The organism is Bacillus sp. NEB1478 (assembly GCF_031582965.1).
GTDB lineage: Bacteria > Bacillota > Bacilli > Bacillales > Fictibacillaceae > Fictibacillus.
The window spans coordinates 530962-551195 of the sequence record NZ_CP134049.1 but is presented as its reverse complement, the minus strand read 5'-3'; the positions used below and the strand labels follow the sequence as shown (position 1 = coordinate 551195).

Annotated in this window: 20 protein-coding genes and 1 pseudogene; 4 read left to right on the top strand and 17 right to left on the bottom strand. The window is 37.0% G+C overall.

The genetic code is table 11. The features are described from left to right. Positions 1–401 precede the first annotated feature (401 nt). The 8 genes and pseudogenes from RGB74_RS02655 to RGB74_RS02620 all read right to left on the bottom strand — a co-directional run bounded on the left by RGB74_RS02655 (position 402) and on the right by RGB74_RS02620 (position 8912). Positions 402–2446: pseudogene (locus RGB74_RS02655) on the bottom strand (molybdopterin-dependent oxidoreductase). 280 nt (positions 2447–2726) lie between these two features. Then, on the bottom strand, positions 2727–3434 hold the full coding sequence (locus tag RGB74_RS02650) for a DNA alkylation repair protein (RefSeq protein WP_310761444.1): 708 nt from the start codon (positions 3432–3434) through the stop codon (positions 2727–2729). A 173-nt stretch (positions 3435–3607) separates the two neighbouring features. Continuing rightward, complete coding sequence (locus RGB74_RS02645) at positions 3608–4174, bottom strand: GNAT family N-acetyltransferase (protein ID WP_310761443.1); 567 nt, start codon at positions 4172–4174, stop codon at positions 3608–3610. Between the two features lie 167 nt (positions 4175–4341). Then, complete coding sequence (locus RGB74_RS02640) at positions 4342–4728, bottom strand: VOC family protein (protein ID WP_310761442.1); 387 nt, start codon at positions 4726–4728, stop codon at positions 4342–4344. Positions 4729–5320: 592 nt separating this feature from the next. Beyond that, positions 5321–5758 (bottom strand): VOC family protein, encoded by a 438-nt coding sequence (locus tag RGB74_RS02635; RefSeq protein WP_310761441.1) that lies wholly within the window; start codon positions 5756–5758, stop codon positions 5321–5323. 544 nt (positions 5759–6302) lie between these two features. Next, complete coding sequence (locus RGB74_RS02630; RefSeq protein ID WP_310761440.1) at positions 6303–7568, bottom strand: MFS transporter; 1266 nt, start codon at positions 7566–7568, stop codon at positions 6303–6305. A 232-nt stretch (positions 7569–7800) separates the two neighbouring features. After that, complete coding sequence (locus RGB74_RS02625) at positions 7801–8268, bottom strand: hypothetical protein (RefSeq protein ID WP_310761439.1); 468 nt, start codon at positions 8266–8268, stop codon at positions 7801–7803. Between the two features lie 80 nt (positions 8269–8348). Further along, positions 8349–8912, bottom strand: a complete 564-nt coding sequence (locus RGB74_RS02620; protein ID WP_310761438.1) for a GNAT family N-acetyltransferase — start codon at positions 8910–8912, stop codon at positions 8349–8351. A gap of 278 nt (positions 8913–9190) precedes the next feature. On the opposite strand from RGB74_RS02620, the gene RGB74_RS02615 reads away from it, so the two are divergent. Beyond that, entirely contained in the window at positions 9191–9817 is a 627-nt protein-coding gene (locus RGB74_RS02615) for a CGNR zinc finger domain-containing protein (protein WP_310761437.1), read from the top strand. 273 nt (positions 9818–10090) lie between these two features. Here RGB74_RS02615 and RGB74_RS02610 read toward each other — a convergent pair whose 3' ends face one another. From RGB74_RS02610 to RGB74_RS02570, 9 genes are all read right to left on the bottom strand, one after another. Continuing rightward, the gene (locus RGB74_RS02610; protein WP_310761436.1) at positions 10091–10420 is read right to left on the bottom strand and encodes a DUF4406 domain-containing protein; all 330 of its coding nucleotides are present in this window, start codon (positions 10418–10420) and stop codon (positions 10091–10093) included. 195 nt (positions 10421–10615) lie between these two features. After that, positions 10616–11467, bottom strand: coding sequence for a DUF2785 domain-containing protein (locus tag RGB74_RS02605; RefSeq protein WP_310761435.1), 852 nt, complete (start codon positions 11465–11467; stop codon positions 10616–10618). A 466-nt stretch (positions 11468–11933) separates the two neighbouring features. Next, the gene (locus RGB74_RS02600) at positions 11934–12419 is read right to left on the bottom strand and encodes a DinB family protein (protein WP_310761434.1); all 486 of its coding nucleotides are present in this window, start codon (positions 12417–12419) and stop codon (positions 11934–11936) included. A 255-nt stretch (positions 12420–12674) separates the two neighbouring features. After that, a complete protein-coding gene (locus RGB74_RS02595) occupies positions 12675–12824 on the bottom strand; it encodes a hypothetical protein (RefSeq protein WP_310761433.1) in 150 nt (49 codons plus the stop codon). A 210-nt stretch (positions 12825–13034) separates the two neighbouring features. Then, positions 13035–13175, bottom strand: a complete 141-nt coding sequence (locus tag RGB74_RS02590) for a DUF3953 domain-containing protein (protein ID WP_310762777.1) — start codon at positions 13173–13175, stop codon at positions 13035–13037. Positions 13176–13509: 334 nt separating this feature from the next. Beyond that, positions 13510–13956, bottom strand: coding sequence for a DUF2269 family protein (locus RGB74_RS02585; protein WP_310761432.1), 447 nt, complete (start codon positions 13954–13956; stop codon positions 13510–13512). A 298-nt stretch (positions 13957–14254) separates the two neighbouring features. Then, entirely contained in the window at positions 14255–14974 is a 720-nt protein-coding gene (locus RGB74_RS02580) for an NAD(P)-dependent oxidoreductase (protein WP_310761431.1), read from the bottom strand. Between the two features lie 300 nt (positions 14975–15274). After that, positions 15275–15607: a winged helix-turn-helix transcriptional regulator gene (locus tag RGB74_RS02575; RefSeq protein WP_310761430.1), complete on the bottom strand. Its 333-nt coding sequence runs from the start codon at positions 15605–15607 to the stop codon at positions 15275–15277. Between the two features lie 241 nt (positions 15608–15848). Beyond that, complete coding sequence (locus RGB74_RS02570; RefSeq protein ID WP_310761429.1) at positions 15849–16007, bottom strand: hypothetical protein; 159 nt, start codon at positions 16005–16007, stop codon at positions 15849–15851. A 226-nt stretch (positions 16008–16233) separates the two neighbouring features. Between RGB74_RS02570 and RGB74_RS02565 the strand changes: the two genes are divergently transcribed. The 3 genes from RGB74_RS02565 to RGB74_RS02555 all read left to right on the top strand — a co-directional run bounded on the left by RGB74_RS02565 (position 16234) and on the right by RGB74_RS02555 (position 20161). Then, complete coding sequence (locus RGB74_RS02565; RefSeq protein WP_310761428.1) at positions 16234–17505, top strand: helix-turn-helix domain-containing protein; 1272 nt, start codon at positions 16234–16236, stop codon at positions 17503–17505. Positions 17506–17511: 6 nt separating this feature from the next. Next, entirely contained in the window at positions 17512–18789 is a 1278-nt protein-coding gene (locus RGB74_RS02560; RefSeq protein WP_310761427.1) for a helix-turn-helix domain-containing protein, read from the top strand. Positions 18790–18880: 91 nt separating this feature from the next. Beyond that, positions 18881–20161, top strand: a complete 1281-nt coding sequence (locus tag RGB74_RS02555) for a helix-turn-helix domain-containing protein (protein WP_310761426.1) — start codon at positions 18881–18883, stop codon at positions 20159–20161. Positions 20162–20234 lie beyond the last annotated feature (73 nt).

Genomic DNA, 20234 nt, shown 5'->3' with positions numbered 1-20234 from the left:
CAATAAAAAAGGACCACACATTGTGTGGCCCTCATTGGTTTATTGAACAATAAAACAGTTTCTGGAGATGGAGGTTATTTTAAAACTTTATTTGACTGAATTATTTGAAAATTAATGAAATTCATGGTATAATAAACAGATAAATTTTCACTTACTAATAATAAAAAGGAGGAATTATTGTGAATATCAAAAGAATATTTCGAATATTTGTTGGCTCAAATGCCCTTATCTTATTAACCATAGTACTTCTTCCTGCTTTATTAATCGATTCGGATATTAGCTTGATACAATCAGTCATTGACTATATAAATTTTGATTAATTTTTCTGTCTGAAACAAGAAAAGAAGACGTCGACCATAATGTATGTTATGTTGTCGAGGTCTTCTACTATTTTAACGGAATCAAGCACCGGTTAATTTTTCAACGCTAACTCTACCTGAAAAAAAGGTAGCACCGCCACCCATGTCTGCGATACGGTCAGGGGTTAGCGAGTTGACCAGATGTTTCGTTCCTTCCACTGCTGCCCAAAGGCCTTGAGTCACGGCTACACCTGGAAGAACGCTGTCACCGACACTTGCTTTAAGGATACATTCCCCTTGTTCGTTCCAAACCCGGACCTGTTCTCCACTTTTCACGCCCAATTTTTCGGCATCGTCACGATTTAAAACCACTTCAGGCTCTTTTTCCAACCCAACATGTTTTGACTGATTCGCAAATGTTGAATTTAAAAAGTTATGGTTAGGCGCTGCTATAAATTGAAAGTGGTGATCAGATTCATTTTTTAAAGGTATATAGGTTGGTAATGGAGGATATCCGTCTTGTTCATCTTTTCAGAATAGAGTTCGATTTTTCCGCTCGGTGTTGGAAGACTGTCAGGAAATTTCGCCTTTGCCTTAAGATACTGATATTTGGTTAAGTCTTCGTATGTTATTTCTTGTATATGTGGATTCTCGGGATTAGCTAGTGATTGGCTAATCAATTCTGCCTCTGTCTCATCAAAAGCCGTTTCAGTAAATCCCATTCCTTTAGCCAATAACCGGAACACTTCAACATTTGACTTTGCTTCCTCGAATGGTTCGATGACAGGCTGTTGAAGCTGAATATAGTGATGCCAATACGACGTATAAAAATCCGTGTTTTCAAAGGAAGATGTAGCTGGTAAAACAATATCTGCGTATTTTGCCGTTTCTGTTAAAAATAAATCATGGACGACTGTAAATAGATCTTCTCGTTTCAATCCACTTTGAACCTTATTGCTAGCTGGTGCAACAACGGCTGGGTTACTACCATATACAAAGAGCGATTTTACTGGGGGAACAAAAGTGAGCAACGCTTCTCCGAGCAGATTCATATTGATGACCCGCGTTTTTTTATTTTTTAACAAATCCGGGCGCTGCAAATTAGCAGTATTATGTGCCAGGTAAGCAGAGTTTCCTTTGATCGCCCCTCCTCCTTTTACTAACCACTGACCTGTTAAGGCAGGGAGACAGGAAACCGTTCTGACGAACATCCCGCCATTGTCATGGTGCTGCGGACCATTTCCAATCCGAATAAAGGCAGGGGAAGTCTGTCCATACATTCTTGCAAGTTGAACAATATCCTCCACTGGTATTCCTGTAATGTCCGATACGGTAGCAGGGTCATACTGCTCAACATGTTCACGCAGTTCTTCATGACCGACTGTAAATTGCTCCATAAATGAAGAATTCACCATGTTCTCGGCAAATAAAACATGCATCAGCCCTAAAGCCAGAGCAGTGTCAGTCCCTGGTAAAATAGGAATAAACCAGTCTGCTAATCTAGCCGTTTTGTTTTGATGGACATCAATCACAATGATTTTAGCGCCATTTTGTTTCCGGGCTTGCTGGGCAAGGGTTGCTTGGTGCATGTTGGTGCTTACAGCATTAATCCCCCAAAAAATAAACAGCTTAGTGTGTATGGTATCCTCAGGATCGGTTCCATAACTGCCACCCATTGTATATTTATAACCAACTGAACCAGCCGAGTTGCAGATACTCCTGTCGAGCTGAGAGGCTCCCAAACGATTGAAGAAGCGGCGGTCCATGCCTTCCGCACTAAGGTTTCCCATATTTCCATAAAAGCTGTAGGGAAGAATACTTTCCGCACCATCGCTTTGCAACAGTTCCTTCCAGCGTGTGGTAATCGTTTCAATCGCTTCATCCCAGCTTATACGGACAAATTTCCCTTCTCCTTTTTCACCAACGCGCTTCATAGGATATTTCAGCCGTTTTTCATCATAGATTCGCTCGTTCATATTTCGAACCTTGTTGCAAATAAAACCTTTAGTGACTGGATGATCGGGGTCACCCTCGACCTTGATAATTTTTCCGTTCTTTTTATGAAGAAGCAACCCGCATTGATCAGGGCAGTCTAGTGAACAAACTGAAGGGAAAATACCATTTGGGCTATCCACATAAGAGGGCATAGACGGTCTCCTTTCCATTGGTGTCAGGCACCATCTGGTTTTTAATTAATTCTAATAGCATAACATAAGATAGAATTAATGGTCTCGCAAGTGGTGCTGGTATTTACCTCATAAAAAATGTTGTTTCCATTTTCTTACAGCTTTACTTTTGGCATACAAAATTTAATAAATTTCATCATGAATCGCACCAAAATTAGCAAGAAAAATAGCACTTCTCCTTCTTGAAGAAATGCACATAATTTGTGGAATATCCCACTACTCGGTAAGGTGAGGATCTTGTTTAACACCTTACATATTTGCGTTTGAAGCCAAGCTGACCTCTATCCATTGCTTTTTGAATAGTTTCGGAAGCGTGTAGGAACTTGCTTTTTTTCTTATCCTGATTGAATTCAACTGGACCAACTGCCTTTGCGGTATCAACAGCCTTATCATGGAGGGGCAAATAGGACACCCCCACTGTGTAAATAAAACTATTCATAGCGTATTTCGTTCTTTCGGGAGATTCGCGAATCGTTTTTTCCACATTTTCAAGCATATTGGCGATCTTGCTTTCGGAAAATTCGCTATCTGGCCGATTGCCTAAAAGCCAGCAGTAACAACTCCAGCCCGCAGACATTCTCAACTCTTCACCGCTTGCGATCCATTTATCGGCAACTTCTTGTGCAATATCTGTTTCAGCTAAAGTTACTGCTACCACATAATCGGAAATCATATAAAAATACGCCGTATCTATCCAACGCTCAAAATCCGCCTCAGTCATTGCTTTTGGTTCTGCTATTATGCCGGCAAAGTACATGGCGTCGTAGTTCCCTGTACTGTAGAGCTCCTCAGCTAAAGATTGATTTTTTTTAATCTTTTTGACGATGGGCTTCATAGCGCCAGTAGCCACGCCAAAAAGCGGTTCGTGCGCACCGTTGGATATATATATTTTCTTAGTCCGTTCCTTGCCCAGGGCTTCAAGTTCTTCCATAACCATTTCTAAATTCATTGTTTATCCCTTCCTTCTTTTCTTAGATTTTGTAAAAATTGCACCCGATTGCGGTATAAGAAAAATTAAACTTTATCATCTCTGTGCCACTTCCCTTTAGCAACAATAGCACCTTTTTCTTGAAGACTTGAATTTGAGATCATTCTTTTTAGCTTCCTTTAATTTAAGCCATGTTAATTTATTTTAGAATAAATACAAGTGTCCGTCAGCTTGCTGCCATCTGCGTTTAGATCCTCATTCCTTAAAATACCTTCAAGTATAAAACCTAGCTTTTCCGGTATAAAGCGACTTTTAAAGTTTCTTGAGTCACATCTTATTTCAATTCTCTTAAATGCGAAATGATTTAATCCGAAGTTAGCTAACTCCTTTACCGCTTCCGTCATATATCCATTACCGCTATATTTTGTATTAATCCAGTATCCCATTTCACATTTTGGAATGTCCCAGTTAATCCTATGGAGGCTTGTAGTTCCAATAAAGTCCTTGCCGCCACATTTATCAAAGATAAGAAAACGCAAACTTTCTCTTTTTAAAAAATTGATATGCGCATTCCTTAATAGGATTTCTGTTTCTTCAACAGTAGGAAGTTCTTGGAAAAGCGACAACCACGCTTTTAATTCATCAAAGGAATCTTTAATTGCTTCGTATACAATTTCTCCGTCTCCAGATTGAAGTGGTGCTCGAAGAATTAGCCTTTCAGTTTCTAATTGTAAAGGAATATCTAATAACAAAGGGTTCATTTGATTTTCCCTCTCCTTGATAATTTTAGATTAATAATGAAAAGCAGTATGAGCATCTCTCCTACTTGAAGAAATGCACTCGATTCCTGAGATTATAAATTCACTTGAAGAGGTATCCTCGCATGGAGTACCTCCTTCATTTTGTTATCAGAAACGAAAGTGCATCGTCAGAGATTTTGCACAATCTGAATTGGATTCCCGTCCGGATCTGTAACCCGAGCAATGAGTAGTCGGCCGAGCCATTCGTAAGGTGAGACCAGGTCTTTGGCACCCTTCGAGATGATGGCTTTAAAAGCTGCGGCAGTGTCATCGGTCCACAAAATTACTGCAGCACGCTGCCCATGTGACAAGGGGTCGAGGCCGTGATCATCCCGCGTAGAGGAAACAGATGCAATGCCGATTCTGTAGTCATCGAGAACCAAATCAATATGAATCGGTTCGCCATCTTTTGGTACTCGAAAGGTCTCGGTAAAACCCAGACCCTGATAGAACGCAGCCGCTCTAACTACATCCGAACTGAACAGAACAACTTGAGGATTACGAAAAATCGACACTTTGATACACCTCCTTTACAAGTTGAACGTGAGCCATTAATCATTGGTTCAATGTTTCGTGAAAAATCCTTTTTCATTTAATTAGTTGGCCATTTTATGGATTAAATATAGGAACCTCTTATTACACAGTTCAATAGATTCAATAAAAAAGCGCAGATCTCCTTCTTGAAGAAATGCACCCGATTGTTGAAGAGAGCCTCACACCTCTACATTTTGTTCATGTCCTTACGCTGCATACATGTTTCTCCTGGTATTCTATCAGGGATTTTCCGCTTACCATTTTTTCTATCAATTATAAGACCAATGATTAATGAAATAAGAATTATTCCAAAAAACACGACCAATAATGTCAAACGAACACCTCCAAAGCATTATTAAACAATCCTGCCCGATTGCTTAATACCAATTTTTTCAAAATGATGATATTCACCTCATACTTTATTCAATAATAAAAGACGCATTCCTTGTCTTGGATAGCGCCCTTACCTTACTCAAGAATTACATAGACATGAGATTTTTTAATCTGATGTTCAGGAATGGCACAGGATCTTTAAAGGTGGAGTTCTAAATCATTTAAAGTCCCATTCAATATTTAACTGATTTTCTCCGCCAGTTCTAAAATAATTCCCTCTGGACCACGAACGTAGCATAACTTATAACTTTCTTCATATTGCTGTATCTCACTAAAGATTTCCGTGCCCTTCTTTTTCAATTTTGCAACAATAGCTTCAATATCTTCAACCGCAAAGCAAATATGTCGGATACCCAGTGTATTTGCAAAAGGTTGCTGAATATCGATTTCATCTGATGGCGTATAAAATTTGACTAGTTCTATCCATGCTTGACCATCTGGCATCCCTAATCCTACACATGACGTTTTAACATCATTAAGACCAACAATTCTGTCCAACTGTTCTCCATCCAACTCCCATTCCGCTTGCACTTCAAGTCCTAAATCAAGAAAAAACGCTTTAGCGCGTGAAAGATCGTTTACGTTTATACTCACATGATCTATTCTATTAATCTTCATAGCTCATACCTCCTATGTTCCTGTTATTTTCAATCCTCTATTCGTGTAAGGTTTGTTTGAAATTCAAATATGCTTGAAAACAAAAAATATCCTTATTCAATAAATCTGACGCACCCAAGGTTTTTTTGTTTCTTTTAAAGAAAAACCCTAGGATTTGTATGTGATTTCTCCTTTTTCTCTTTGCCTCTTTTTAATTCAATTGTCCATTATCTCTGATTGAATACACCAACCAATAAAAGAATCCCATAAATATAACGAAACGGATAACTCTATACTCAAGAAAACTGGCAATAATATGGTCGAACCACCATGCAAAAATAAAACCAATGGTTATAATAATATTTATTATGATGTCAGAATTATTGCGGTTTTTTTGTATCTTAAATGTTCTCCCTAATCATAGATTTGTTCCATATTGAGTGATTCAATATCTGAATACACTTTACCTTCTCAAACAATTCTTCCTTTTTGTTAATAAAAAGTGCAGAGAATCTTAAGTGCTTCATCACCTTTAAATTTATTATGTCAGATTGCCCGTTCTTAATTAGTTAGCAGCTTCTAGCTTTTCCGCTCCCTCTTTCCTTACTAATCTCTCATCGAGAGACTTGGCAATCCTGATAAAAATAATAACTCCGCAAAGTCCACTGACTGTTATAAAAAATGTTGTTGCTAAATTGGACATGAAAGCACTGACCGTAACCGTTATAGAACATATAAGCTGAGTTAAATTATTTTTCATACCGCTAACCGCAAAATAGGAGCTTCGGGCGTTTTCAGGAGGAAGGCTTGCAAGATAGTTTTGTTCCACTGGAACACGAACGACCTCTGCAATCGTAGCAATAAACATGGCGCTTAATAAGAGCCATAAATTATTAGAATAGGAGATGATAGAGTACCCAGCGATAAAAATGAGCCAACTGTATATAAGTATTTGACGGTCTTTCAGTGTAGAAAGCATTCTTGTTCCAAACAGAGCTAAGACAACAACGAGAATTGTATTCTCTGTTCGAAGCATTCCTGTTAATTCGATTCCTCCAAATGTCCAACCCATAAAATGCTGTTCTGTAAATTCACTTGCCAGCCTTATTCCAATGTAATTTCCTAAATGGAACTCCATTGATAAGACCAAAACACCCGCTAACACAAACCAAATAAATACCTTATCTTTAAAGACTGCATGATAGTTATTTAATATCTGTTGAATGTGACTAGTTGAAAGCTTTCTTTTCTTATTTGGAATATAACTCTCTTGAATAAAAAAAGTGATTAAGAGAAAAGTGATCAAAGATGTTATTACCAAGGCAACAAATAATTCAAATAAATGGTGTTTGAACATAATCCCACCAACGATGCTTCCGATAGCGATTGACAGATTAGTTATCCAAAACATGATTGAAAAGATCGACTTTCTTTCTTCCGGTTTACTCACATCGATAAGCATCGCCTGGTTAGTCGGTCCTGAGAGTGCTGTGCAAATCGTATTTACTATCATCATCAAAAAAGTGATAATAGCAGAATGAAACCATGGTGAATTACAAAGCATCATGATAAAAAAAGCTAAAAATCGGAACATTTCAGAATACATGAGCAATTTTTTTCTCCCGTAACTGTCTGAAAGATAACCACTCAAAAGATTGATTATCATCCCAATGAACACATTTAGCAGCAAAAGTAACCCGACCCTTTCAATCCCAAATGATGCTGTAAGATAGATTGCCATGAATGGGAAAATCATCTCTCCAATAGTAATACTTAAAAATGATTCAATCATCCGGACTTTAATATTACGATGAAACTGAAAAAAACCCATTCTGCTTCCCTCCATACTTAAGTTAAGTCAAAAGCTGCTCCAATACCGGCCTTTACGAATTCGATAGACTCGTTCATTCCCTCAATACAAATACTTGTAAAGGGTTCCTTTATTCCTGCAAATCTGTAGAGGGAAAGCAATCGCTCCACATCATACCATCACTATGGCGTCAACGGATGGATGTCAAATTTCATTTCCGATACTCGGTTAATGATTAAACTTTATGTCAAAGCTACACCTTTACTACTTTTAAGATTTGTCGAATTGCTCCAAGATGATATGCTGAATGAGCCAAAGAAGATAACACTTCATTGGCTAGTTGTTCATTCCATTCAATAGCGTCAATCGATTTCAAAAACTTTAAGTATTCATTTCGCAGTCCTTCCTGAATTCGGTTCCATTGCTGTTGATCTACAGAATGAATATCCCAACTCTTTCTCCAATCCATTTCCGGCTGTTTCCCTTTTTTAATGATTTCATTTGTTCCCCACATGTGATAGCAGACGTGATCAGTATGTGCAGCCAATGTTGTTCCATGCACTGACATTGAGGCTTTGTCGCAAGATAATTCCTCTAGTACTCCGAAAATTCCAGAATTCGGTTTAGAATTTGTGAACCAACTTCCTTTTACAGGAACTGGGGGTCCTTCGAATGTTTCCTTTACCATCGTTTTAACCGAGTTTCTTAATGTTTCACTCATGTTTATACCCTCCAATAAATTTTTATTTTGAATTAAATTTTCAATTTGATGATGATTTATGAAAAAACCTCCTCAAGAATTTAGGTGATTTCATATCTCATGATGGGTCGTTTTGGGTGATGGCGATGAACTTCAACAAAATTAAATTCTTGATATAAATCGATTGTTCCCATGTAAACTGCTGCATCAGAAGTTCTGTCAGCATTGTCCTTTGGGAAGGCTTCCAATGTTTTGGCACCCTGTGTCTTTGCGAATTCAATGGCATGCCTCAACAATTGCCTTGCAATCCCTCGATTTCGGAAATCTTTGTGTACGAAAAAGCAAAGAATGGACCAAACCGGTTTATTATCTACCGATTTAAAGACATGAGAATGATTGATTCGTTCACTGAATTCCTCACGGGGTGCAATCGAACACCAACCGACTGGCTGATCCTCTACATATGCTAATAACCCCGGTTTCCGTCCTTCTTCAACAATGTCCTTAAAATCAGCTTGATTTATTGCGTTACTTCTTTTTTTAAAATCCTTATTTCTTACTCGCCAGTACATACACCAACACCCTTCACAAGCTCCATTTTTACCAAACAATCGCTCCACATCATGCCATCGCTCTGGCGTCAACGGATGGATATCAAATTTCATTTTCAACCGCTCCCTTAAAAAATTCATAATAATTGATTTGCCCGTAGTGGTCGACATCCTTTGCGAACCGATTTCAAAGATACCTTTGCAAAACGTTTTCTTAGTGCAATCAGTACCTTGTTCCCAGATGTATATAACCTTCTATAATTATTTTGATGGTTATATTATGAAGTGGTTGATTCTAACTGTCAATACCTTTTATAATGGTTATAAGAAAAGATTGAAAGTTATATTGCCTGGACTGTCAAAGTAATTACGGTGAGATAAGGAGGAGTCACATGTCTGATATAAATAAAGATGTACACAAGCATGACTTGCTCGGCGGACGTTTGTGTTTGGATTTTGCCAATACAGTAAGTTGGCACGATAGTAGTGAGGAATCACAGGAATTGCTGACGAGTTACGAGAAGCTGGTAAACTGGAGTTTGCATGCCAATATTCTTAAGAAACAACAATCGCTTTCATTACTAAAAAAAGCAGAAAATCAACCTTCTAAAGCAAAAAAGGTTCTCCAACAAGCTATTGAACTACGGGAATCGATTTACCAAATTTTTAGTTTAGTATTAAACAATGGAACACCAGCCTATAATGATCTTTATATTTTGAATAAAGCCTTAGGCAATGCTTACGGGATGATGCGAATAGTGCCTGGTGAACATAAATTTTCATTGGAATTTTTGAATTGTGAAGAAACATTAGACGGAATGCTTCCACCGATTGTTCAATCTACTATTGACATTCTTATTTCTGAAAAAGAACTAAGTAGGGTAAAAAAGTGTGAAGGGGATCCATGTGGTTGGCTGTTTTTGGATACAAGCCGCAATCGTAGTAGACGTTGGTGTTCGATGGCAGACTGCGGGAATCGTGCAAAAGCAAAGAGATTTTATCATAATAAAAAATACTAGCTCGGGAATTGACATTTGGCTCCAGAATGACTTAGGCTGAACTCGTCTTTCCTAGTTTTCCCTGCGATTTCCGCAATAATTTTTCCATTATAGTAAACCACTTTGCGGGTTAACCGACATTCGCTGGTTCGGCCCCAAAATAAACTTTTCCTGATATTCATATTTCAGCTAGTAAAAACTTCGATTTATATACGATTAAATACTTTTGTTCTTCAACAAAAATCGCCCTTTTCATAAAGAAAGGTGCATTTCTTATAACAGAAATGCACCCGATTATGGAGTAACAATTTGTCTATTTATATCAATTCCTTTTGAATAATAACGAACAGGTTTGTTTGTTTTTTTAGCATATTGAATTTCCTTACTGGTACTACTTCCTATATAACCATCAACATCGATAACAAATATTTCATCAGCCATATCAATTTTTTTAAAATGCAATTCTTTAAATATGAGTTCTTGCTCTTCTGTAATTTTTATTCCTTCACTTTGTTCAAAAAAACCAAGACTCATTACAATGTGTCCTTGTAGAGTTAAAGATGCCTCTGCTTCTCTAAACTGTTTCTTAAACTTCGTTGAGCCACATAAGGTTATTACTCTCATAGAATCACCTTTCACTTACTTAGAATGTTATTTTAATCCTTAAAACTGCACGTTTGCTCAATAAGTTCAATAAAAAAGTGCAGATCTCCTTCTTGAAGAAATGCACCCGATCGTAATATAAGGTTAGCCAGAATTTCTGGTTGACCTTTTGTTGAATTAATAATACTTGTTTAACTCAGCTTCCAATAAGTTACCTTAAATTTTTAAAAGACATTGATCGATACTATTCTGAAGGGATTCTAACTTAGAGTCCTTATTTAATTTCATATAAAAACTTTTTAAAAATGTTTTCATGTTAAATACTAAGAACCAATACTTTTCAGGTTCAAGTTGTTCCTTTTGAGTTTTTAATTTATGAGGTAGATTATCTAACAAATTTTCAATTTCCTTTGCTTCTAATCCGCTATTTAACATTACAATTACAGGAGTTACTACCCTCTCCTCTTCTTGATGTACATAGACACTATTAGAAACAAACATCTTATTCCATAGTGCTGCTAAAATTTCTGGATAATCCGATTGACTTATCTTCGGACTTTTTACAAGTTCATCGAATGTATCAGCTACATGCGCAATACTATGTGCCCATCCTCTGTTAGGAACATATCCCCTTAAATCTTCCTCGTCGTTTATGTACTGAATTAATCTTTCTTTTATTTGATACACCTTGCTCTGTGATAAAAAATTATCCTTATTATCTCTGTATAAAATAAGTGCTACTAAAAGTGAAGTAAAAGCCCTAGTAAAAACAGTGTCAGTTCCATTTTCACCAATTCCTTTAAACAACAGATCCTTTAAACTAGTCTCTAACAGTTCTTTCAAAACTTCTTGTTCAAGTTGGTTACTTTCAATTATTAATCGATAAAAACAGGTGTAAATTAACTGATCTCGGAGCTCACTATCTGTTGATCCAATATGATTAATCATTGATTTCACTATTAGTACCTTATTGACCTCAGCCCAGTGCTTATTTCCATTTTTTATTTCAGTTAATATTTTTTTAAGGTCACATTCTTTCATAGTGACGATATCTACTGGTAAATTCATATATTTTCTCCTTTATACATCTTAAAATTATTTAATTACCCCTTTACTTCAATATAAAAATGCACTTCTCCTTCTTTAAGTAACGCACCCTAATGCTGAAGATGCTTATTAAAGAAAGGCTCTTTTCTAAAAGATTGTTGCTACAGAGAGATTTTTAAAAGTTCTTCATTGAATAGTTAATTGGAGTGGAAGGGTGAGACTCCTGCGGGACGAGTGGGACAGGTGAGACACTTAAAAGTGAAACGTACGAATGTGGCTCACCGCCCGCCCCGCGGAAAGCGAGCCACTGCAACGGAAATTAACCTCTTTCAAAAGCAACAAAGTTTACGAAAACAGTCTAAAGAAAAGCACCTGTTACTACTTTAAGTACAAATCTTGAACATGCAGCAGAACCTGGAAAAGGTGATTGGTTATTAAAGTATCACACACATTAAACAGAAACCGAGTAAATTAATATCTCTTTAAATTATTTATTTAAATGAGAGGAAAGACCCCGACCTATAAGGTTTGCAGAAACTGGCTTTTTTCCTAATTCCCTTGCCCAGATTGATAATTGTCCTATATGGTGAATTTCGTGAGCAATGGTATGTCGCATGATTTCACCCCAAGTATCTGTCACAATTCTTCCATCCGGTAAAGTATCGTAAAATAATAGATTTTCCATGCTAGCATCCCAATTGTTTACAAAGTTTTCTACCTCAAAATGAAATTCAGCGTCCAATTTCCGAACCTTGTTCAAGCTTTTATAACTATTGAAACTCTCCTTAAATTCAGTTTTACCTTGTAAGACACGTATCCAGCTCCATTCGACATCAACAATATGGAAAAGTGTATGCAATATACTTCCCATTCCACCCGTTCGTTCCTGCAGAAGTTCTTCATCACTTAACTCTTCACACCAACGATACCAGTCTTCTCTTACCATCCAGTTATACCTAAAAAAAATTTGCAAAAGTGCCCCTCCCCATTTAGAAAAAAATTAACTGTTAAAATACTAAATTATAATATAAGAGCAATACCAAACATTGTTAATATTACTATTTCTATAAAAATTGGTTGATTTCCTTGTTCAACTATCTGCTCGTTTATTCAATAAAAAAGTGCAGATCTCCTTCTTAGAGAAATGCACCCTATTGCAGAAGATAATGAAAAAACTTCAAATAAAAAAACATAGTGAGAATTTAATCTTCCTATGTTTTCATTCATATTATTTATCTGTTTGTTTTAGCTTCTTTTTCAAATACTCCGCACGTATTTTTTCAAGTTGCTTCTTTTTATCAAATTTGGCAGGCGTGTTTTTTTCATGAAACTTTGTCACAGCTACCTGACCTTTGTAATCCAATTGATATTTCCCCACTTTTATTCACCTACTTTTCTTATCTTTAAAGAGAATCTATTCAACAAATATAATATACCTTATTTTACTGAAGTAAACCCTATTACTTTATTAGTGTACTGCTAACTTTTCATATATCAGTAAGGTTATTATTCCTCCTAATATAAGAGATTTTACTACGCCTCATATTCAAAAAAAAGTACACTTCTCCTTCTAGAAGAAATGCACCCTTTACTTCAATAAGAAACCTTTGATTGATACAAATAAGAGAAATATAGATACAACTATACTTAGCCAGACGTAACCTTTTTGTCCCTTTTGAAATTCCCTTAATCCCATTACCAACATCGTAAAACTTAAAAACAATATCATATATGGTTGAAATTTAAAGTCCTCAGTAACCAATCCATACCCTCCAAGTGAAATGACTGTTATTGATAAAATCATCTGCAAATTCTTTAACAATTTATCCCCCCCTTTTTAACCAAGTTACTACATACTCCTAATTGATTGTTCAACTATCCTGCTACTTTTGTTGAATAAGATCAATAAAAAAGTGCATTTCTCCTTCTTCAAGAAATACACCCGTTCGTAATATAAGGTTAGCCAGATTTTCTGATTAACCTTATTTTATTTGGTCTTATTATGGAAACACTTGAACCTTCCCTTTCATTTTAAATTCTCCCCAGATTTCCCTAGCCAGACATTAAAAAGGCTTGAACACCATCAACAGAATAGAGGTCACAACACAGAAATTCGCAGTTATCTCTAGTCGTAAGGAACGTCTGCGGCTTCGAAGGTATACTTCCGGCAAGTTTTCGCCTTGAGTATGCTGAAGAAATGCCAGTTGTTGCTTCATGCCGGATGGGAGTAATACAGCCAGGATAACTAAAATAATAAAGAAGATGGCCACAGCGAGCCAATACCATAACTCTCCGAACAGATATGTTTCTAGGTATCCGAACGAGAGACCGGTAAGTAGCAGTAGGATACCCCCGATTTTTGGCAAGATCGCCAACTTTTCTAACAGTCTTAATCCGAATTTTGCCTGGTCCACCGTCCGAACGCAGCTCATGATCACCGGATAGCCAGTGACGGCGACAATCGCCGTAACGGCAGAGATAATATGGATGAACAACAAGTAATTATACATGGATAAGCCCTCCCGTCTTGGTAGATTTACGAAATTTACGGTAAGATCTGCTGTTTCTTACGTATGTCTTCCGCCTTCTTTCACTATTCTCCTTATCGCCTGTCCAAACCCTCTCGACACCAGATTGTGCTAGCGTAGCCCGCCACTTTGATGAAATACTCCGGTCCCACTTAGCAAATCAACGGTTCCTTTTCCCTTAATGTATAGATACACAAAACGATGAGTAACTTGCTGTCGATGTTGCACTGAATACTAGAATGTAACGAGGGGTGGTTGGTAGCACCTGTTCCATGCGAGACTACATCTCTCTTCGGTATGCAATCCCCACCCGTTTACCTTTAAAAGGGCCAGAAACCTCGAGATTATTCAACATGCAATTCGCCACGTCTTCATAAGCCACATCAAGCTCCTGAATACGGCTGAACATATGGCCGGCCAATTCGTCTTCTGATAGCTCCCGTACGGTTTCCGGAAACGGCAAGGGTAAAATGTCTGCGTTAATATACAGATGATTGAGGTGGGATTCCTCCGTAGCATCAACCATTGTTCCGGGACACATAATGGACCAATCTAACTTGGTCTGTTGAACCCGTTTCAGATTCTGATTATGATATTGGAACATAGGAGGGAAGCCGGGCAGATCGTTACCAATGATATTGGTATGTGGAATCACGAGTAATCCCGCACCTCCCATTAACCATACACGTCCGGAGAACAAGGGATGATCTTCGCACTGGGAAACAATATTATCGACGATTTGAATAAACTCTTCTCCATTGCTGACATTACCGGCCGCAATCACCGCGGCATCTTGGTAACTAAGCGCCTCGTAGACGCTCTGAGGGTCCATGATGTTATGGTTTACAACCTTTACTTGCCTAGCTATTTGCTCACCTTGCTGTTCGTAAAGTTTTTCCGGATTTCGCACGAAAGCGGTCATTTCATGTCCCTTTTTTACACCCGATGCAAGCACTCTCTTTCCTGTATTTCCCGTTGCGCCGAAAACAATAATTTTCATTGTCTATTTCCTTCTTCCCTTAGCAAATTGTTTTATTACTTTCAATTGACTTAAGAATAACATCGGTCATTCAATACTGTTAAGAACCCACTTTAAAGTAGGGTACTAACTTGAAAGTAAGTATGGTTTGAAGGGCTTAAATGGAAGTCAGAAAAGAGGTTGCATCAGAAAGGAAATACCCTAAAGAATCCGTTATTCCCTGTCACCATAGAACGTCTAACAGGTCCAATTCTTAAAATTTAACCGTACAGAGGGAGGAATGTTTTGCCTTATCATTTGCCTCTAATAAAAAAACCAGCTTTAAGAAGCTGGTTCTTCACGTTTTCGCTCATTATGACTTTTTCCCCAAGCACACATTACTTCGGCTACAGGGATCAATGTTTTGCCATATTCACTTAATGAATATTCTACTTTTGGAGGGACGATGGGGTATACCGTTCTTTCAATCACACCTTCTTGTTCCAAGTCTCGTAGATGTTGCGTAAGCATTTTTTGGGAAACATCAGGGATGAGCTTTTCTAAATCGTTGAAACGTTGCGTTGATTCCATCAAATGCCATAAAATAATCGGCTTCCATTTGCCCCCTAATACATGAATGACTGTCTCGACTGGACATTCGCGTTGATGAATCATTTATAAATCAGTCCCTTACTATTTAGTAAGTGCATTACTTTAAAGTAGATAATTAACAAAACTTTACAACCAGTATACAATGAAGTCAAATAAATTGATTGAAAAAAATGAGTAAATCTTAATATAACTCTATAACTACGCTTTATTCCGCAATCTTGCCCGTTTTTTGAATATCAAGGCATACAAAAAGAACCCACTAACAGTGAGTTCTAAAAAAACTGATCGACCTAAAAACAGTTTATTACAAATTAGCTGTCACTTCTGATTGGTGCACTAAAATAACACGCGGCACATAATCTTCATCTACTTTTCTTATTTCCAGATAGTCAGACGTATAAACGTGCAGTACGATATGAAGTTCATCTTGGTATGTAACGTAATTTCCTCTTTTGATAGTCATGCCCTCACCCTAGCTGTTCGTTTATACAGTTAATTATACCTAGGATATAAAGAGAAAAACATTGGGAAACATAGTGGTTTACAAGGGGTTAATCACCAAAATGTGAGCCTTGTTGCCCAACATCCATACACGCCAATTTTCGCATTAAATCACTAATATTCTATTAAGGTACTTTTTCGATAGTATTAAATGTTAAAATCAAAAGAAGAAAGGCGGGATAAAAGAAATGAATCTAGGAGAAAAGATTCGATACTTCCGAAGAGTCAAAAACTTATCCCAGCAAGAACTGGCCGCCGGGATCTGCTCCATTCCCTATCTAAGCAAAATTGAGAACGGAGTAACTGAACCTTCAGAAGAGATACAGCAGCATTTAGCAGAGCGATTAGAAATCCGGTTAGATTCCTTAAACGAGAACGAGATCCTACAGAATTACGTTGATCTTTTTTATTCGATTTATCAGAGAGATTACCAATCAGCTAATGAGAAGTTTCAAGCTTTAACTGCTTCACATTCTCAATCCGTAGATGAAGAAATCCTGCACAAAATATTTAAGAGTATCTATCTCGTGTTGGTAAAACATGAAATAAAAGAGGTTCAAGTTTTACTAAAAGAAGTTTCATACATAGATAATGTAATGAATGGGGAAAAAGCATTTTATTACTTTATCGCTAAAGGGCAGCTAAGTTTTTTTGTAAAAGATCATGAGGATGCTTTGTCCTATTTTTTAAAGGCCGAAAAACAGTTGGAGGAAAATCGTTTTCAGGAATGGGAAAAAGGCTTTTTGATGTACATGATCGCTCTCACAGCAAATCATCTGTATAAAAACATACTTGCGTTGGAATACACGAAACAAGCTTTAGCGATATTTGAGAAAAACTACTTCTTTTTGAGATGTGCCGATTGCAGAATTATACTGGCTATTACCCATCTTCGAATCAAAAATTTTGATGAATCTACAAAACAATTATTACTTGCTGAAACCATTGCAAACTCCTTTGACGACGAGCCGCTAAAGGGAATAATCTACCATAACATAGGCTATATCGCCACTCATAAAGGGGAAAATGAAAAAGCCATAGAACTCTTTTCTCGAAGCTTGAAAGCAAAAGAAAAAGTGCCCCTATCAGCAAAAATTATGACGATCTATGCGCTGGTGAAAGAATATCAAAAAAATAATTATCATGAAAAAGGGCTGGACCTCATCGAAACCTGGCTGGATCAAGTTCAAATTGACCCGCTTAACCGTGGATATGAACTTCACTTCCTTTATCACAAACAATTATTTACATATGGAGAATATAACGAATCAATCATTCATTTTATGGTCAATGAGCTGCTTCCTTATTTCGAACAAAGAAACGAATGGGTTCATTTGGCTGAGTATTATCCGATAGTCGGAAAATATTTTGAAAACAATCAGAAGTATAAACAAGCGAGTATGTATTACTCTTCAGCCATTGAGGCTTTGAGAAAAATACATGAATTAGGAATGGGGTAAAAGATTATGAATCTAGGAGAAAAGATTCGGTACTTCCGAAGAGTCAAAAACTTATCCCAGCAAGAACTCGCCGCCGGGATCTGTTCCATTCCCTATCTAAGCAAGATCGAAAACGGAGTAACCGAGCCATCAGAGGAAATACAGCAGCATTTAGCCGCACGATTGGAAATCAGATTGGATTCCATGGACGAAAATGAGATCATTCAAAAGTACATTGATCTTTTCTATTCGCTTTATCAAAAAGATTACCAATCAGCTGATCAGAAGTTTCAAACGTTAACAACTTCCCATTCACAATCGGTAGATGAAGAAATATTGCACAAAATATTCAAGAGTATCTATCTCTTGTTGGCAAAGGATGAAATAAATGAGGTTCAAGTTTTACTAAAAGAAGTGTCATACATAGACAGTGTGATGAACAGTGAGAAAGCATTTTATTACAACATCGCAAGAGGGCAGCTTAGCTTTTTTTTAAATGAATATGAGGAAGCTTTACATTATTTTCTGCGAGCTGAAAAGAAAATGGAGGAATACCGTTTCCAGGAATGGGAAAAGGGCTATCTCCTTTACGTGATCGGTGTCACAGCAAATCACCTCTATAAAAATATAATCGCTTTAGAATACACCAAGCAAGCATTAGCCATATTTGAGAAAAGCTACTTTTTTAATAGATGCGCCGAATGCAGAATTATACTGGCTATTATTCATCTTCGGATCAAAAACTTTGATGAATCCACTAAACAATTATTGCTTGCTGAAACCATTGCAGACTCTTTTCATGATGATAGTTTACGAGGAATTATCTATCACAACTTAGGCAGTATCGCGACCCATAAAGGAGATTCAAAAAAAGCGATCGAGCTTCTATCCCGAAGCCTGGTGGCAAAAGAAAAAGACACACTATCAGCGAAAGTAATGACGATCTATACGCTGGTGAAAGAATATCAAAAGGACAACCGCCCCGAAAAGGGAATGGAAATTATCGACACTTGGCTAGAACAAATCCAAGCTGATCCTCTGCACCGTGGTTATGAGCTTCATATACTCTATTACAAGCATTTGTTTACTTATGGTGGGCATAATGAAATAACGATACATTTTATGGTTAACGAGCTGCTTCCTTATTTCGAACAAAGAAATGAATGGATTCATTTGGCCGATTATTATCCCATTATCGGAAAATACTTTGAAAAAAAACAAAAGTACAAACAAGCGAGTATGTATTATTCTTCTGCCATTGAAGCATTGAAGAAATTGCATGAAATAGGTGTTACGTACGTGTGATGAATATTTATTTAAGCACAGCCAGTCCAGATGGCTGTGTTTATTATTTTAACTATATGAAAGAATAAGAATAGAAATGGGGTAAAAGATTATGAATCTAGGAGAAAAGATAAGGTACTTCCGAAGAATCAAAAACTTATCCCAGCAAGAACTGGCGGCCGGGATTTGTTCCATTCCCTATCTAAGCAAGATTGAAAACGGAGTAACCCAGCCGTCAGAAGAAATCAAGCAGAATCTAGCCGCTCGTTTGGAGATCAAATTGGATTCTATCAATGAGACCGAAGTCCTTTCAAACTACGTTGATCTTTTCTATTCTCTTTATCAGAGAGATTTCCCATCTGCCGACGAAAAGCTCAAGACTTTAACAGCTTCTCATTCACAATCGTTTGATGAAGAAATTTTACATAAAATATTTAAGAGTCTCTACCTCCTTTTTGTCAGAGGAGATATCCGGATCGTAAAAGGTTTATTAAAAGAAGTTTCATATATAGACAGTGTGATGAACGGAGAGAAAGCCTTTTATTACTTTATTGCCAAAGGACTGCTGAGCTTATTTCTAAATCATTTAGAGGAAGCTCTTCAACACTTTTTAACTGCCGAAAAACAATTAAAGAAAAATCGGTTTCAAGAATGGGAACAGGCTTATTTGTTATACGTAATTGGTGTCACAGCAAATGAGCTGTATAAAAACATCCTGGCTTTAGATTATATCAAACAACAAGCTCTGGCTATATTTGAGAAAAACTACTTTTTCAAGAGATGTGCCGATTGCAGGATTGTACTTGCTATTAGTAATCTGAGGGTTAAAAATTTCGATGAATCTACAAAACAATTATTACTTGCTGAGGCCATTGCAAATACATTTAATGACATGCCATTAAAAGGGATTATTTATCATAACTTAGGTAGAATCGCCACATATAAAGGAGAGCATGAAAAAGCCATTGAACTCTTTTCCCAAAGCCTTCAGGCAAAAGAGAAAGTGCCTTTAGCTGCAAAAATAGTGACGATTCATACATTGATAAGAGAATACCAGGAGACAAATAAGCCTAAAATGGGTTTGGAACTCATTGAAACCTGGCTGGATCCAGTTTCTGCTGACCCAATTTACCGAGGATATAAACTTCACTTTCTCTATCATAAACAGTTATTTACATATGGAGAGCATAACGAATCCACTATTCATTTTATGGTGAATGAGCTTATCCCTTACTTCGAGCAAAGGAACGAGTGGATTTTTTTGGCGGAGTATTATCCTGTACTTGGAAAATATTTTGAAGACAATCAGAAATACAAACAAGCAAGTATGTATTACTCCTTAGCTATTAAAGCCATTAGAAAGATGCATGAATTGGGCGTTACGTATGTGTGATGAATATTTACAAACAGCTACATGGGGCTGTTTGTATAATTTTTACTATATAAAAGAAAAGGAATGGGGTAAA

Coding starts and splice junctions, on each gene's coding strand:
- RGB74_RS02620 (WP_310761438.1), bottom strand. CDS start 8,912: ATGAAATTTGATATCCATCCGTTGACGCCAGAGCGATGGCATGATGTG.
- RGB74_RS02615 (WP_310761437.1), top strand. CDS start 9,191: ATGTCTGATATAAATAAAGATGTACACAAGCATGACTTGCTCGGCGGA.
- RGB74_RS02645 (WP_310761443.1), bottom strand. CDS start 4,174: ATGAACCCTTTGTTATTAGATATTCCTTTACAATTAGAAACTGAAAGG.
- RGB74_RS02630 (WP_310761440.1), bottom strand. CDS start 7,568: ATGGGTTTTTTTCAGTTTCATCGTAATATTAAAGTCCGGATGATTGAA.
- RGB74_RS02610 (WP_310761436.1), bottom strand. CDS start 10,420: ATGAGAGTAATAACCTTATGTGGCTCAACGAAGTTTAAGAAACAGTTT.
- RGB74_RS02585 (WP_310761432.1), bottom strand. CDS start 13,956: ATGTATAATTACTTGTTGTTCATCCATATTATCTCTGCCGTTACGGCG.
- RGB74_RS02555 (WP_310761426.1), top strand. CDS start 18,881: ATGAATCTAGGAGAAAAGATAAGGTACTTCCGAAGAATCAAAAACTTA.
- RGB74_RS02575 (WP_310761430.1), bottom strand. CDS start 15,607: ATGATTCATCAACGCGAATGTCCAGTCGAGACAGTCATTCATGTATTA.
- RGB74_RS02605 (WP_310761435.1), bottom strand. CDS start 11,467: ATGAATTTACCAGTAGATATCGTCACTATGAAAGAATGTGACCTTAAA.
- RGB74_RS02570 (WP_310761429.1), bottom strand. CDS start 16,007: ATGACTATCAAAAGAGGAAATTACGTTACATACCAAGATGAACTTCAT.
- RGB74_RS02560 (WP_310761427.1), top strand. CDS start 17,512: ATGAATCTAGGAGAAAAGATTCGGTACTTCCGAAGAGTCAAAAACTTA.
- RGB74_RS02565 (WP_310761428.1), top strand. CDS start 16,234: ATGAATCTAGGAGAAAAGATTCGATACTTCCGAAGAGTCAAAAACTTA.
- RGB74_RS02635 (WP_310761441.1), bottom strand. CDS start 5,758: ATGAAGATTAATAGAATAGATCATGTGAGTATAAACGTAAACGATCTT.
- RGB74_RS02580 (WP_310761431.1), bottom strand. CDS start 14,974: ATGAAAATTATTGTTTTCGGCGCAACGGGAAATACAGGAAAGAGAGTG.
- RGB74_RS02650 (WP_310761444.1), bottom strand. CDS start 3,434: ATGAATTTAGAAATGGTTATGGAAGAACTTGAAGCCCTGGGCAAGGAA.
- RGB74_RS02590 (WP_310762777.1), bottom strand. CDS start 13,175: ATGATATTGTTTTTAAGTTTTACGATGTTGGTAATGGGATTAAGGGAA.
- RGB74_RS02625 (WP_310761439.1), bottom strand. CDS start 8,268: ATGAGTGAAACATTAAGAAACTCGGTTAAAACGATGGTAAAGGAAACA.